15 protein-coding genes and 1 pseudogene are annotated in these 12,785 nt (G+C 71.8%); 2 read left to right on the top strand and 14 right to left on the bottom strand.

Translation table 11 applies throughout. The features are described from left to right. The 3 genes and pseudogenes from E0D90_RS01725 to E0D90_RS28245 form a co-directional block, all read right to left on the bottom strand. Positions 1 to 162, bottom strand: a pseudogene (locus E0D90_RS01725) (bifunctional ADP-dependent NAD(P)H-hydrate dehydratase/NAD(P)H-hydrate epimerase); the annotation flags it as partial. Between the two features lie 86 nt (positions 163 to 248). Next, entirely contained in the window at positions 249 to 617 is a 369-nt protein-coding gene (locus E0D90_RS01730) for a holo-ACP synthase (protein WP_130796357.1), read from the bottom strand. After that, a complete protein-coding gene (locus E0D90_RS28245; RefSeq protein WP_265415930.1) occupies positions 614 to 736 on the bottom strand; it encodes a hypothetical protein in 123 nt (40 codons plus the stop codon). The genes E0D90_RS01730 and E0D90_RS28245 overlap by 4 nt, the downstream gene beginning before the upstream one ends. 127 nt (positions 737 to 863) lie before the next feature. Between E0D90_RS28245 and coaA the strand changes: the two genes are divergently transcribed. After that, positions 864 to 1,943 (top strand): type I pantothenate kinase, encoded by a 1,080-nt coding sequence (gene coaA / locus E0D90_RS01735; RefSeq protein WP_130796358.1) that lies wholly within the window; start codon positions 864 to 866, stop codon positions 1,941 to 1,943. 319 nt (positions 1,944 to 2,262) lie between these two features. Here the strand turns inward: coaA and glmM are convergent, their stop codons facing one another. The 4 genes from glmM to E0D90_RS01755 all read right to left on the bottom strand — a co-directional run bounded on the left by glmM (position 2,263) and on the right by E0D90_RS01755 (position 7,068). Further along, entirely contained in the window at positions 2,263 to 3,648 is a 1,386-nt protein-coding gene (gene glmM / locus E0D90_RS01740) for a phosphoglucosamine mutase (RefSeq protein ID WP_130796359.1), read from the bottom strand. 187 nt (positions 3,649 to 3,835) lie between these two features. After that, on the bottom strand, positions 3,836 to 4,354 hold the full coding sequence (gene rpsI / locus E0D90_RS01745) for a 30S ribosomal protein S9 (protein WP_103501064.1): 519 nt from the start codon (positions 4,352 to 4,354) through the stop codon (positions 3,836 to 3,838). Between the two features lie 40 nt (positions 4,355 to 4,394). After that, a complete protein-coding gene (rplM, locus tag E0D90_RS01750; RefSeq protein WP_103501065.1) occupies positions 4,395 to 4,838 on the bottom strand; it encodes a 50S ribosomal protein L13 in 444 nt (147 codons plus the stop codon). Positions 4,839 to 5,376: 538 nt separating this feature from the next. Further along, complete coding sequence (locus E0D90_RS01755) at positions 5,377 to 7,068, bottom strand: ABC-F family ATP-binding cassette domain-containing protein (protein WP_130796360.1); 1,692 nt, start codon at positions 7,066 to 7,068, stop codon at positions 5,377 to 5,379. Positions 7,069 to 7,203: 135 nt separating this feature from the next. Between E0D90_RS01755 and E0D90_RS01760 the strand changes: the two genes are divergently transcribed. Next, on the top strand, positions 7,204 to 8,121 hold the full coding sequence (locus E0D90_RS01760) for a hypothetical protein (protein WP_130796361.1): 918 nt from the start codon (positions 7,204 to 7,206) through the stop codon (positions 8,119 to 8,121). Between the two features lie 51 nt (positions 8,122 to 8,172). On the opposite strand, the gene truA is transcribed toward E0D90_RS01760, so the two are convergent. The 7 genes from truA to infA all read right to left on the bottom strand — a co-directional run bounded on the left by truA (position 8,173) and on the right by infA (position 12,716). Beyond that, positions 8,173 to 9,006 carry a tRNA pseudouridine(38-40) synthase TruA gene (truA, locus tag E0D90_RS01765; protein WP_103501118.1) on the bottom strand — a complete coding sequence of 278 codons (834 nt, stop codon included), beginning with the start codon at positions 9,004 to 9,006 and terminating at the stop codon, positions 8,173 to 8,175. Positions 9,007 to 9,299: 293 nt separating this feature from the next. After that, entirely contained in the window at positions 9,300 to 9,794 is a 495-nt protein-coding gene (rplQ, locus tag E0D90_RS01770; protein ID WP_103501068.1) for a 50S ribosomal protein L17, read from the bottom strand. Between the two features lie 173 nt (positions 9,795 to 9,967). Then, complete coding sequence (locus tag E0D90_RS01775; RefSeq protein WP_103501069.1) at positions 9,968 to 10,990, bottom strand: DNA-directed RNA polymerase subunit alpha; 1,023 nt, start codon at positions 10,988 to 10,990, stop codon at positions 9,968 to 9,970. Positions 10,991 to 11,276: 286 nt separating this feature from the next. Beyond that, positions 11,277 to 11,681 carry a 30S ribosomal protein S11 gene (gene rpsK / locus E0D90_RS01780; RefSeq protein ID WP_004571845.1) on the bottom strand — a complete coding sequence of 135 codons (405 nt, stop codon included), beginning with the start codon at positions 11,679 to 11,681 and terminating at the stop codon, positions 11,277 to 11,279. A 68-nt stretch (positions 11,682 to 11,749) separates the two neighbouring features. Beyond that, on the bottom strand, positions 11,750 to 12,130 hold the full coding sequence (rpsM, locus tag E0D90_RS01785) for a 30S ribosomal protein S13 (RefSeq protein ID WP_103501070.1): 381 nt from the start codon (positions 12,128 to 12,130) through the stop codon (positions 11,750 to 11,752). Positions 12,131 to 12,322: 192 nt separating this feature from the next. Further along, positions 12,323 to 12,436, bottom strand: a complete 114-nt coding sequence (gene rpmJ / locus E0D90_RS01790) for a 50S ribosomal protein L36 (protein WP_003956441.1) — start codon at positions 12,434 to 12,436, stop codon at positions 12,323 to 12,325. Positions 12,437 to 12,494: 58 nt separating this feature from the next. Further along, positions 12,495 to 12,716 carry a translation initiation factor IF-1 gene (gene infA / locus E0D90_RS01795; RefSeq protein ID WP_003948620.1) on the bottom strand — a complete coding sequence of 74 codons (222 nt, stop codon included), beginning with the start codon at positions 12,714 to 12,716 and terminating at the stop codon, positions 12,495 to 12,497. Positions 12,717 to 12,785: the final 69 nt, after the last annotated feature.

Below are 12,785 nucleotides of genomic sequence, written 5' to 3' on the forward strand. Positions count from 1 at the left end.
GGTCGGCAGCACCACCCGCGCCCCCGAGACCTTGCCCAGAACCCGCGCGCAGGCGGCGGCCAGACCGGCGGCGGCCCGCCGCATCAGCGCCCCCTCGGGCAGTCGCGCCATCAACCGCCCTTCGGCGGCCCGGACATCGTGCACGGAGTAAGCGATACGCATGGCACCCAGTCTGGCCCGGACCGGCCACCGGCGCCGCCGGGCCGCGCCCGATGGCGCCCAGCGGGCCGCGCCCGACCGCGATGTCCTCAGCCCTCGGCGATGACCACGGCCGAGGCGATGCCCGCGTCATGGCTGAGCGAGACATGCCAGGAGCGCACCCCCAGCTTCTCGGCACACGCCAGAACCGTTCCGGTGACCTTCAGGGTGGGGCGGCCGCTGTCCTCGGCGACCACCTCCACATCCGTCCAGCGCAGCCCTCCCGGCGCACCGAGCGCCTTCGCCAGGGCCTCCTTGGCGGCGAACCGGGCGGCCAGCGAGGCGACACCCCGGGGCTCGCCGTCGGGCAGCCGGAGCTCCGCGTCCACGAACAGCCGGTCGGCCAGTGCCGGGGTGCGGCGCAGCGACTCCCGGAACCGCTCGATCTCCGCCACGTCGATGCCCACTCCCACGATCACAGCGCCGCCACCTCGCCCCGCGCGTCGTCACCGGAAGCGGGGTGCGGAACGGCGGCCGCGCGGCGCGCGCGCCCGGCGTGCGCGGGGTGCCCGCCCAGGTGGCCCACCATGCCTGTCATGGTCAGCGAGCCTAGCCAGCTCCCGGTCCGCACGGCCACCCGGCACCGGGCCCGGAGGTGACGCGTGCGGCCGGAGCGCGCGACGGCGCGGGGGCGGTGCCCGGGCGGCGCGGGGGTGGCGCGCACAATGGGTGACGTGTCCACGCAATCGCATCCGCGCCCGCCCGTCGACCCGTCGGCCGGATCCGGCCCCGCCCGCCCGGCGGCAACACCCGCCGGGGCCGCGCCCGCCGGGGCCGCCCCAGCCCACGGCGGGACGAGCCCGTACGTGGACCTCAGCCGCGCCGAGTGGTCCGCACTGCGCGAACGGTCCGCCTCCGCCGCCCCGCTGGCCGCCGAGGAGGTGGCACAGCTGCGCGGCCTGGGCGACGTCAGCGACCTCGACGAGGTGCGCGAGGTCTACCTCCCGCTCTCCCGGCTGCTGAACCTCTACGTCGGCGCCACCCACGGCCTGCGCGGCGCGCTCACCACCTTCCTCGGCGACGCCGCCGGCGAAGGCGCCCGCCAGGGGACGCCGTTCGTGATCGGGGTGGCCGGCAGCGTCGCGGTCGGCAAGTCCACCGTCTCCCGGCTGCTGCGCGCACTGCTGGCGCGCTGGCCCGAGCACCCCCGGGTGGAGCTGGTGACGACCGACGGGTTCCTGCTGCCCAACGCGGAGCTGCGGCGGCGCGGCCTGATGTCACGCAAGGGGTTCCCCGAGTCCTACGACCGGCGCGCGCTCACCCGGTTCGTGGCGGATGTGAAGGCCGGGAAGCCGGAGGTGTCCGCGCCGGTCTACTCGCACCTGATCTACGACATCGTGCCCGGCGAGCGGCTGACCGTCCGCCGCCCGGACATCCTGATCGTGGAGGGGCTCAACGTCCTCCAGCCGGCTCTGCCGGGCGCCGACGGCCGGACCCGGGTGGCGGTCGCGGACTTCTTCGACTTCTCCGTCTACGTGGACGCCAGTACCGCCGACATCCGCGCCTGGTACCTGGACCGCTTCCGGAAGCTGCGGCAGACCGCCTTCCAGGACCCGTCCTCCTACTTCCGCCGCTACACCGAGGTGTCGGAGGACGAGGCCCTGGCCTACGCGCGGACCATCTGGGACACCATCAACGAGCCGAACCTGGTCGAGAACATCGCCCCCACCCGCGGCCGCGCCACCCTCATCCTCCGCAAGGGCGCGGACCACACCGTGCAACGTCTCGCCCTCCGCAAGGTCTGACCGGCCACCGTTCTGAGCCGCTCCGTCAGATACCGGACGGCGGCGGACCCTGCCCCCGGGCGCGCAGCCGGAATCGTTCCTCGAAGTCGATCTCACCGAGGTTGTGGAGGCGGTCGATCATGGAGGAGACGCTGACCGCGCCGCGCGGCAACGACAGTCGGCCCGGCCACGGAGTGGCGTCGGCCATCACGGGCGGACAGGCGCCACCACCGCGGCCCGACCAAGTTCATTCACCCACACGGGTGAGAACGCTCTGTCATGTCTCACCACGGCGCCCCCGCCGAACGCAGCGGGGGCGGAGCACGCGGAACGGACCGGGTCAGGGGCCGGCCGGGGCCGGGACCTCGATGGAGAGGCTGGAGCGCACCACACCGGCGAGCCGTTCGGCGACGGCCGCCGCCCGGTCGGCGTCGGCGGCCTCGACCATGACGCGGACCAGCGGCTCGGTGCCCGAGGGGCGCAGCAGCACCCGGCCGGTCTCCCCCAGCTCCCGCTCGGCGTCCGCGACGGCGGTGGCCAGTTCCTCGGAGGTGGCCGCGCGGCTCTTGTCGACACCACGGACGTTGATCAGGACCTGCGGCAGGCGGCGCATCACCCCGGCCAGGTCGGCGAGGCCGCGGCCGGTGGCGGCCATGCGGGCGGCGAGCAGCAGGCCGGTGAGGGTGCCGTCGCCGGTGGTGGCGTGGTCCAGCACGATGACGTGCCCGGACTGCTCGCCGCCCAGGGCGAATCCGCCGGCCTTCATCTCCTCCATGACGTAGCGGTCGCCGACAGCGGTCTGGCGCAGCGTCAGGCCCTCGGCCTCCATGGCGAGTTTGAAGCCGAGGTTGGACATCACGGTGGAGACGACGGTGTCGTGGCGGAGCTTGCCGGCCTCCCGCAGGGCGAGGGCGAGCACGGCCAGGATCTGGTCGCCGTCGACGTCGGCGCCGGCGGCGTCGACGGCCAGGCAGCGGTCGGCGTCGCCGTCGACGGCGATACCCAGGTGGGCTCCGTGCTCGACGACCGCGGCGCGCAGCGGTTCGAGGTGGGTGGAGCCGTAACCGTCGTTGATGTTGAGGCCGTCCGGGTCGGTGCCGATGGTGATCACCTCGGCGCCGGCGCGGGCGAACGCCTCGGGGGCGACCCGGGAGGCCGCGCCGTGCGCGCCGTCGACCACCACCTTGAGCCCGTCGAGGCGGTTGGGCAGCACCCCGATCAGGTGGGAGACGTAGGTGTCCAGCCCGGCGGCGTGGTCGGTGACGCGGCCGACGCCGGCCCCGACGGGGCGGTCCCACGGCTTGCCCTCGGCCATGTCCCGGTAGACGGCCTCGATGCGGTCCTCCAGCTCGTCGGCCAGTTTGAGGCCGCCGCGGGCGAAGAACTTGATGCCGTTGTCGGGCATCGGGTTGTGGCTGGCGGAGAGCATCACGCCGAAGTCGGCGCCCAGGGCGCCGGTGAGGTGGGCGATCGCCGGGGTGGGCAGCACTCCGACGCGCCGGACGTCGACACCGGCGGCGGCCAGACCGGCCACCACGGCGGACTCCAGGAACTCGCCCGAGGCGCGCGGGTCACGGCCGACGACGGCGACGGGCCGGCGGGATTCGCCGCTGCCGGGCGCCACCAGCACTCTGGCGGCGGCGGAGGAGAGTCCGAGGGCCAGCTCTGCCGTGAGTTCCACGTTGGCGACGCCACGAACGCCGTCGGTGCCGAACAGTCGTCCCACAGTTTTCCTCCGAGATAGCCGGGCCGCCCCCACACGATTAACCTTATTAACCATATCCCGTGGATTTCAACGCGCCGCTATTCACGCACATGAGTTGTTCACAGGATTTACGCGCACAGCAACGCCCCGCCAGTGAATCGTCACTGGCGGGGCGTCAGCGAACGTCGTCAGACGGCGTGAGCCGACATTAACGCTTGCTGTACTGCGTACCCTTACGGGCCTTCTTGAGACCGGCCTTCTTGCGCTCAACGGCGCGGGCGTCACGGGTCAGGAAGCCGGCCTTCTTGAGCGGGGCGCGGTTGTTGTCCGCGTCCGCCTCGTTCAGGGCGCGGGCCACACCGAGGCGCAGCGCACCGGCCTGGCCGGAGATGCCGCCGCCGGAGATGCGGGCGACGACGTCGTAACGCTCGTCGAGCTCCAGCACCTTGAAGGGCTCGTTGACTTCCTGCTGGTGCACCTTGTTGGGGAAGTACCCCTCGAGGGTGCGACCGTTGATCTTCCACTTGCCGCTGCCCGGCACGATGCGCACGCGGGCGATGGCGTTCTTGCGACGGCCGGTGCCGGCGCCCGGCAGCGGGTCGCCGAAGTGCGCGGTGGCGTCGGCGGCGAAGTCCTCGGAGGGCACGCTCTCGGTCGTGTACTCCTGGACGTCCGGCACGGCGGCGTCGAGGGTCTCGGTCTCGGTCTCAGTGGTGTTCTCGGCCACGATTTTCCTCAGATTCTCTGTGTCTTAGGGGTGGCCGGGACTACTGCGCGACCTGGGTGATCTCGAACGGCACCGGCTGCTGGGCACCGTGCGGGTGCTCGGCGCCGGCGTACACCTTCAGCTTGGAAAGCATCTGGCGACCCAGGCTGTTCTTGGGGAGCATGCCCTTGACGGCCTTCTCGACGGCCTTCTCCGGGTTCTTCTCCAGCAGCTCGTCGTAGCGGATCGACCGCAGACCACCCGGGTAGCCGGAGTGGCGGTAGGCGAGCTTCTGGGTCCGCTTGTTGCCGGACAGGTGCACCTTGGCGGCGTTGACGATGATGACGAAGTCACCGGTGTCGACGTGCGGCGCGTAGACGGGCTTGTGCTTGCCGCGCAGGAGGGTCGCGGTCTGGGATGCCAGACGGCCGAGAACGATGTCCTCGGCGTCGATGACATGCCACTGACGCTGGACGTCGCCGGGCTTGGGGCTGTACGTACGCACGGTCGTAGCCTTCGCTTAAGTGTGAGTGGGTCCTTAACTGGCCGGCAAAAGACTCAGCGGACCCGTCGCACCACGGTGACGCAACCGGGTGAGAAGGTCCGATGATCCTCCGGACGACCGGCGCAAGGCCCCTCTCGTGAGATCGAGCAAGCCATACGCATATCGACCAGGCAGAATACCGGGCTCCACCCGGACGGGTCAAAACGGGTCCCCGCCACCCACCCGGCGACCACCTGCCGCCGGCCCCCGCCGACCACGTCGCCGCTGGTCGAGCCGCCATCGACCGACTCGACTCCGCCACGTTCGTCAACATCTCACATACTTTCTCCCGTCTGGGCGAATGTGTGTGCGATGAGGGATATCCGCCCTGCGGGAAGCCAAGGATCCCGGTGCGGCGCCCACCCACCGCCCCGCCTCCGGGCGGCCCGACCGTGAGGATCCGCAGTGACCCATCTCTCCCGCACCCCCACTTCCGCCACCGCGACGGACCCGGCCCCGACGCCGACGGCCGGGCGGCCCGGCTCCGGCGGCGGTCGCCTCAGCGGGCGCGGACCACCCTGGCCTCGTCCCAGACGGGCTCCGGGACCTCCCGCACCACGCCGTCCGAGCCGAAGACCAGATAGCGGTCGAAGCCGCGCGCGAACCAGCGGTCGTGGGTGACGGCCAGCACGGTGCCCTCGTACGCCTCCAGCCCGGTCTGGAGCGCCTCGGCGCTCTCCAGGTCGAGGTTGTCGGTGGGTTCGTCCAGCAGCAGCGCGGTGGCGCCGCCCAGTTCCAGGAGCAGGATCTGGAAACGCGCCTGCTGCCCGCCTGAGAGCCGTTCGTAGGGCTGCTCGGCCTGGCGGTCCAGCTCGTACCTGCGCAGCGCCGACATGGCCGCTCCGCGGTCCTTGGCGTGCTCCTTCCACAGGATCTCCAGAAGCGTCCGGCGCGGGGTGGCCCGGCCCGGGGCGGTCGCCGACGGCTCGGCCGTCACCGGGGCGCCCTCGCGCGGCGCCGTCGGCGACGGCGCGGTGAGCGCGTTGGTCTGCGAGAAGTGGCCGGCCACCACACGGGCGCCCAGCTTCCACTGCCCGCCGTGCGCCACCTGCTCGCCCGCCAGCAACCGGAGGAAGTGCGACTTGCCCGAGCCGTTGGAGCCCAGGACGGCCACCCGCTCGCCGTAGAAGACCTCCAGCGAGAACGGCTTCATCAGCCCCGTCAGCTCCAGCCCCTCCGCGGTGACGGCGCGCACCCCGGTGCGGCCACCGCGCAGCCGCATGGTGATCTCCTGCTCGCGCGGCGGCTGCTGGGGCGGGCCGGCCTCCTCCCACTTCCGCAGCCGGGTCTGGGCCGCCTGGTAGCGCGAGGCGAGTCCGTCGTTGAAGGCGGCCTTCTGCTTGAGCGTGTGGACCAGTTGCTTGAGCTGGGCGTGCTTCTCGTCCCAGCGGCGGCGCAGCTCCTCGAACCGCGCGAACCGCTCCCGCCGGGCCTGCGGGAAGTCCTCGAAGCCGCCGCCGTGCACCCACACGTCGGAGCCGGCCGGTCCGGGCTCCACGCTGATGATCTTCTGTGCGGAGCGGGCCAGCAGCTCCCGGTCGTGGGAGATGAACAGCACCGTCTTGCGGGTCTCGCGCAGCTGCTCCTCCAGCCACCGCTTGCCGGGGACGTCGAGGTAGTTGTCCGGCTCGTCCAGCAGCAGCACCTGGTCGCTGCCGCGCAGCAGCGACTCCAGGACCAGCCGCTTCTGCTCGCCGCCGGAGAGCGTGTTCAGCTTCCGCCACTGGGCCTGGTCGTAGGGGACGCCGAGGGCGGCGGTGGTGCAGATGTCCCAGCGGGTCTCGGCCTCGTACCCCTGCGCCTCGGCCCAGTCGGCCAGGGCCTGCGCGTAGCGCATCTGGTCGGCCTCGGTGTCGGTGGTCATCACGGCCAGCTCGGCCGCGTCCACGGCGAGCGCGGCGTCCCGCAGCCGCGGCGGGGCCACGGAGACCAGCAGGTCGCGGACGGTCCCGTCGTCGCGGGTCGAACCGATGAACTGCGGCATCACCCCGAGACCACCGCTCACGGTGACCGTGCCCGCGTCGGGGCTCAGCTCACCCGCGATCATCCGCAGCAGGGTCGTCTTCCCGGCGCCGTTGGCGCCGACCAGGGCGACGGCGCTGCTCTCCCCCACCCGGAACGAGACGTCCTGGAGGAGCGGACGCCCGTCCGGCAGTACGTAGTCCAGATGCGCGACCTCAACATGACCCATGGCACCGATTGTCAGGGGTCACGGCTGCCGTTCCCAACCGTTTTCCGGCGGGCTCCGGCGCGGGCGGCGCCCGTGCGGCCGGATTGTGACCGGCCGGGCGGCGGCCGGTGACCGGCCGCTCCCTAAAATGCGGCCATGAGTTCTTGGCAGGGGGGACCGCAGTGGAGTCCCGGAGATCCACAGTGGGGGCAGCAGCCCCCCACCACGTCCGCGCCGGACTGGGACCAGCTGGCGGCTGAGGCCGACCAGCGGCGCAAGCGCAAGCGGCTGCTGGTGATCGGGGGCGGAGCCGCGGCCACGCTGGCGATCGGCGCTGCCGTGGCCTTCGGCATCGTGCGCGAGAGCGGCGGTGACGACGATGTCGCGGGAGGCCGGAACGCCACGTCCGACCCGGCCGCGGCGGATTCGCCCAGTGACAGCCCCTCCCCGGAGCCCAGCTTCGAGGAGACCTCGCTGCCCCCGCTGCCCAAGCCGCGGGAGTTCATCACCGACGCCGACAAGGACATCGCGCCGTTCAGCGCCGAGTCCTTCTTCGCGGGCGAGACCATGGAGATCGACGACCGCGAGTACACGCGCCGGGCGGTGGCGGACTCCGACAGCTGTGTGGACGGCGCGACCGTCGCGCTGGGCGAGGTGCTCTCCGAGCACGGCTGCTCGAGGCTGGTCCGGGCCACCTTCACCGGGGGCTCGGTCGCGGTGACCGTCGGCGTCGCGCAGTTCCCCACGGAGACCGACGCACAGGCGGCCAAGGAGGCGGCGGCGTCCCACATCACGGCTCTGACCAGCGGCGACGCCCCGGCGTTCTGTGAGCGCGGCGGCTGCCGGACCACCAAGAACCAGGTGGGCCGCTACGCGTACTTCACCATCGCGGGCAACAGCGACAACACCCCCGACCGCGGAGACGGGACCCCCGCGCAGCAGGCGGCCCGGGACGGCAACCAGCACGCCCACGCCCGGATCGTCCAGCGCGGCGAGAACCAGGCGTCGGAGTCGGCCGACGCGATCATCCGCGAGCGCAACAGCGGCGGCGCGGGCGAGGAGGCCGAGGACTGAGCCACCGGGTTCGGGCCGTGCACCGGCGGTGGCTCCTCGCCCCGCCGGTGGTCAGCAGCAGCCGCCGGACACCGGGAGCGTGCGACGGTTGCGCGCCTCCCGGTTACGGGCGGCCAGCAGCTCCGCCGAGGGGTAGCCGACCTCCTCCAGCGTCAGCCCGTGCGGCCGGACCACGTGCACCGCGGAGTCGCGCACCCGGGCGGCCAGCACCTCGGACGCCCAGCCCGGAGGCCGGTGACCGTCGCCCACGAACAGCATCGCGCCCACGAGCGAGCGCACCATGTTGTGGCAGAACGCGTCGGCCTGGACCGTCGCCTCCAGCACCCCGTCGGGGTGCCGCTCCCACTCCAGCCGCCGCAGGGTGCGGATCGTCGTGGCCCCCTCGCGCTTCTTGCAGAACGCGGCGAAGTCGTGCTCGCCCAGCAGGCCCGCCGCGGCCTCGTTCATGGCGTCGAGGTCGAGCGGCCAGTTGTGCCACAGCACGTGCCCGCGCCGCAGCGGGTCCACCCCGCCGGGGTGGTCGCTGACCCGGTAGGCGTAGCGGCGCCACACGGCCGAGAAGCGGGCGTTGAAGTGCTCGGGGGCCGCCGCCACCCGCCACACCCGCACGTCCTGCGGCAGCCTGCCCGCCAGCCGCCGCAGCAGCTTGTCGTGCTGCTCGGCCCAGACCTCCTCGGGCAGGTCCACGTGGGCCACCTGCCCACGGGCGTGGACGCCCGCGTCGGTGCGCCCGGCGACCGTCAGCTCGTATCGCTCCGGGGAGCGGGTGACGACGCGCAGCGCCTCCTCCAGCTCCTCCTGCACCGTGCGGCGGCCGCCCTTCTGCCGCGCCCAGCCGGAGAAGCCGGCACCGTCGTAGGCGAGGTCCAGCCGCACCCGGACCATGCCGGGCGCCACGTCGTCCCGGTGGCCCCGCGCGGCCCCGTCGGCCGTCCCGTCCTGTTCGTGCCGCTCCACCCCGGCGTCCTCCGCTTCCCGCACGTTCGTCCCTCGCCTCGTCACGTCCTGCCCGTCCCGCCCACGTCCCGCGCCACCGCGCCCGACCGACCGCCCGCCCGACCGCGCCACCGCGCCCGACCGACCGCGCCACACACCCCGCACCGGCCACGGACGGCGAACGGGCCCGCCCCCTGGTGTGGGGGCGGGCCCGTTCGACGAGCGGAGTCCGGGCGCCTGGATCAGGCGTCCTTCTTCTCCTCGTCCTTGGCCTCGGTGCCCTCGGCCTCGGCGGCGTCGGACTTCTTCGCCAGCGAGTCCTCCTTCACCGCGCGCTGGGTGGCGGCCTCGGCCTCGCCGACCGCCTCCTGCTGCACGGTCAGGGCCTCCACCAGCTCGATGACCGCCATCGGGGCGTTGTCGCCACGACGGGGACCGATCTTGGTGATCCGGGTGTAGCCACCCGGACGGTTGGCGAACTGCGGACCGATCTCGGTGAAGAGCGAGTGGACCACGCTCTTGTCACGGATGGTCTGCATCACCTGGCGGCGGTTGTGCAGGTCGCCCTTGCGCGCCTTGGTGATCAGGCGCTCGGCCAGCGGGCGGAGCCGGCGGGCCTTGGCCTCGGTGGTCTTGATGCGGCCGTGCTCGAACAGCGCCGTGGCGAGGTTCGCCAGCATCATCCGCTCGTGGGCGGGGCCACCGCCCAGCCGGCGGCCCTTGGTGGGCTTCGGCATGGTGTTTCTCCTCCGTGTCTGCACCGGCCGTGTCAGGTACCGATGTCAGGGCCCGCGCGGGCGGATCTGCCCACGCGGGTCTCCGGGCGAGCCCGGAAGTCAGGGTGCTGCACGGCGGGCGGGCACAGGGCCCGCCCGCCGGCCGCCGCGGACCGGCTCGGGAGCCGGACCGCTCAGTACTGCTCGGTCTCGACGAAGCCGGTGTCGCCGTCGTCGTCGGCGCCGAAGGCGTCGGCGGCGGTGGTCGGGTCGAATCCGGGCGGGCTGTCCTTGAGGGCCAGGCCCATGCCGGCCAGCTTCGCCTTGACCTCGTCGATCGACTTGGCGCCGAAGTTGCGGATGTCGAGCAGGTCCGCCTCGGAGCGGGCCACCAGCTCGCCCACCGAGTGGATGCCCTCACGCTTGAGGCAGTTGTAGGAGCGGACAGTCAGCTCCAGCTCCTCGATCGGCAGCGCCAGATCGGCGGCGAGCGCCGCGTCGGTCGGCGAGGGGCCCATGTCGATGCCCTCGGCGTCGACGTTGAGCTCACGCGCCAGGCCGAACAGCTCGACCAGGGTCTTACCGGCGGACGCCATGGCGTCACGCGGACGCATGGCCTCCTTGGTCTCGACGTCGACGATCAGCTTGTCGAAGTCGGTCCGCTGCTCGACTCGGGTCGCCTCGACCTTGTAGGTGACCTTGAGCACCGGGCTGTAGATGGAGTCGACCGGGATGCGGCCGATCTCCTGGCCCGCCTGCTTGTTCTGGACGGCCGAGACGTAGCCGCGACCGCGCTCGACGGTCAGCTCCATCTCCAGCTTGCCCTTGGCGTTCAGCGTGGCCAGGACCAGGTCGGGGTTGTGCACCTCGACACCGGCCGGGGGCGCGATGTCGGCGGCGGTGACCAGGCCGGGGCCCTGCTTGCGCAGGTACATCACGACCGGCTCGTCGTGCTCCGAGGAGACGACCAGCTGCTTGATGTTGAGGATGAGGTCGGTGACGTCCTCCTTGACGCCCGGCACGGTGGTGAACTCGTGCAGGACCCCGTCGATCCGGATGCTGGTGACGGCGGCACCGGGGATCGAGGAGAGCAGCGTGCGGCGCAGGGAGTTGCCGAGGGTGTAGCCGAAGCCCGGCTCCAGCGGCTCGATCACGAACCGCGAGCGGAACTCGTCGACGACCTCTTCGGTCAGGGAGGGACGCTGAGCGATCAGCATGGGTGATGACTCCAGTCTCCGGCACCCACTATTTGATGCCGGGCCAGACGACAGCGAGTGTCGTACTCCGTGGTGGTGCGAGATGGTGCGGTACTGCGGTACTGCGGTGGTGCGGTACTGCGGTGGTGCGCCGTGGCGGAGCGCCCCGCTCTGCCACGGTACGGCCTCCCCCGCCGAACGGGAGAACCCGCGAGGGGCGGGCCCGCCTCGCGGCGGACCCGCCCCCGGGTACGAACGGCGTCCCGGTCACCCGGGGGCCACCCGGCGGACCGGGTGGTGCCGGGCGTCAGACGCGGCGGCGCTTGGGCGGGCGGCAGCCGTTGTGCGGGGTGGGGGTGACGTCCTGGATGGAGCCGACCTCCAGGCCGGTGGCCTGGAGCGAGCGGATCGCGGTCTCACGGCCGGAGCCGGGACCCTTGACGAAGACGTCGACCTTGCGCATGCCGTGCTCCTGCGCGCGGCGGGCGGCCGACTCGGCGGCCATCTGCGCGGCGAACGGAGTGGACTTGCGCGAGCCCTTGAAGCCGACGTGGCCGGCAGAGGCCCAGGAGATCACGTTCCCGGTCGGGTCGGTGATCGAGACGATCGTGTTGTTGAACGTGCTCTTGATGTGAGCGTGCCCGTGGGCGACGTTCTTCTTCTCCTTGCGGCGCACCTTCTTGGCGCCGGCCGTACGGCCCTTCGGAGGCATATGGATGTACTCCCGTGGAGGTGGTCGGTCCTGTGCACACGGACCTGAGAATCAGAGACCGGTGAGGACTACTTCTTGCCCGGCTTCTTCTTGCCGGCGATCGCGCGACGCGGGCCCTTGCGGGTGCGGGCGTTGGTCTTGGTGCGCTGGCCGTGGACCGGCAGGCCCCGACGGTGACGCAGACCCTCGTAGCAGCCGATCTCGACCTTGCGGCGGATGTCGGCCTGGATCTCGCGACGGAGGTCACCCTCGGTCTTGAAGTTGGCGTCCACGTAGTCGCGGAGCTTGACGAGGTCTTCCTCGTCGAGGTCGCGAACGCGGGTGTCGGGGCTGATGCCCGTGCTGCTCAGGGTCTCCTTGGCCAGCGTGCGGCCGATCCCGAACACGTAGGTCAGAGCGACCTCGACGCGCTTTTCGCGCGGGAGGTCAACGCCTGCGAGGCGTGCCATCTACGGCTCCATGTATTCGTCGGAGGTCTTCCGCAGCACCGTTCCCGTAAGTGTGTTACGAGCCGGGTCCCCGGCCTCCGACCGGGGGTGTCGCCGCCGCGCGGACGCGGTGGCGGGTGTCTGCGTATTAAGGGTGATGTCGCGTGATGCGTGCGTCGCGCGAAGCTGCCGCGAGAAGTGCGGGCGGCTGCGTCAGCCCTGGCGCTGCTTGTGGCGCAGGTTGTCGCAGATGACCATGACCCGGCCGTGGCGGCGGATCACCTTGCACTTGTCGCAGATCTTCTTGACGCTCGGCTTGACCTTCATGAGGTGAGGTTCTCCGGGACTTGATGATCTACGGATCTCCCCGCAGGGGCGCGGGGACCTACTTGTAGCGGTAGACGATCCGCCCGCGGGTCAGGTCGTAGGGAGAGAGCTCCACCACGACCCGGTCGTCGGGAAGAATACGGATGTAGTGCATCCGCATCTTGCCGCTGATGTGCGCGAGGACCTGGTGCCCGTTCTGGAGCTCCACTTTGAACATGGCGTTCGGCAGAGACTCGACGACGGTGCCCTCGATCTCGATGGCCCCTTGTTTTTTGGCCATACTTGAGCGCTTCACCTTCCGGGATCGGCTACCTGGACAGCCCTCATACATAGGTGTACCAGGACCGAC

It is taken from the genome of Streptomyces otsuchiensis (genome assembly GCF_004305975.1).
GTDB lineage: Bacteria > Actinomycetota > Actinomycetes > Streptomycetales > Streptomycetaceae > Streptomyces > Streptomyces otsuchiensis.

Excerpts from the sequence above, each read along its gene's own strand:
- E0D90_RS28245 (WP_265415930.1), bottom strand. The coding sequence starts at position 736 with ATGACAGGCATGGTGGGCCACCTGGGCGGGCACCCCGCGCACGCCGGG.
- coaA (WP_130796358.1), top strand. The coding sequence starts at position 864 with ATGGGTGACGTGTCCACGCAATCGCATCCGCGCCCGCCCGTCGACCCG.
- E0D90_RS01755 (WP_130796360.1), bottom strand. The coding sequence starts at position 7,068 with ATGGGTCATGTTGAGGTCGCGCATCTGGACTACGTACTGCCGGACGGG.
- E0D90_RS01760 (WP_130796361.1), top strand. The coding sequence starts at position 7,204 with ATGAGTTCTTGGCAGGGGGGACCGCAGTGGAGTCCCGGAGATCCACAG.
- truA (WP_103501118.1), bottom strand. The coding sequence starts at position 9,006 with ATGGTCCGGGTGCGGCTGGACCTCGCCTACGACGGTGCCGGCTTCTCC.
- rplQ (WP_103501068.1), bottom strand. The coding sequence starts at position 9,794 with ATGCCGAAGCCCACCAAGGGCCGCCGGCTGGGCGGTGGCCCCGCCCAC.
- E0D90_RS01775 (WP_103501069.1), bottom strand. The coding sequence starts at position 10,990 with ATGCTGATCGCTCAGCGTCCCTCCCTGACCGAAGAGGTCGTCGACGAG.
- rpsK (WP_004571845.1), bottom strand. The coding sequence starts at position 11,681 with ATGCCTCCGAAGGGCCGTACGGCCGGCGCCAAGAAGGTGCGCCGCAAG.
- rpsM (WP_103501070.1), bottom strand. The coding sequence starts at position 12,130 with ATGGCACGCCTCGCAGGCGTTGACCTCCCGCGCGAAAAGCGCGTCGAG.
- rpmJ (WP_003956441.1), bottom strand. The coding sequence starts at position 12,436 with ATGAAGGTCAAGCCGAGCGTCAAGAAGATCTGCGACAAGTGCAAGGTG.
- infA (WP_003948620.1), bottom strand. The coding sequence starts at position 12,716 with ATGGCCAAAAAACAAGGGGCCATCGAGATCGAGGGCACCGTCGTCGAG.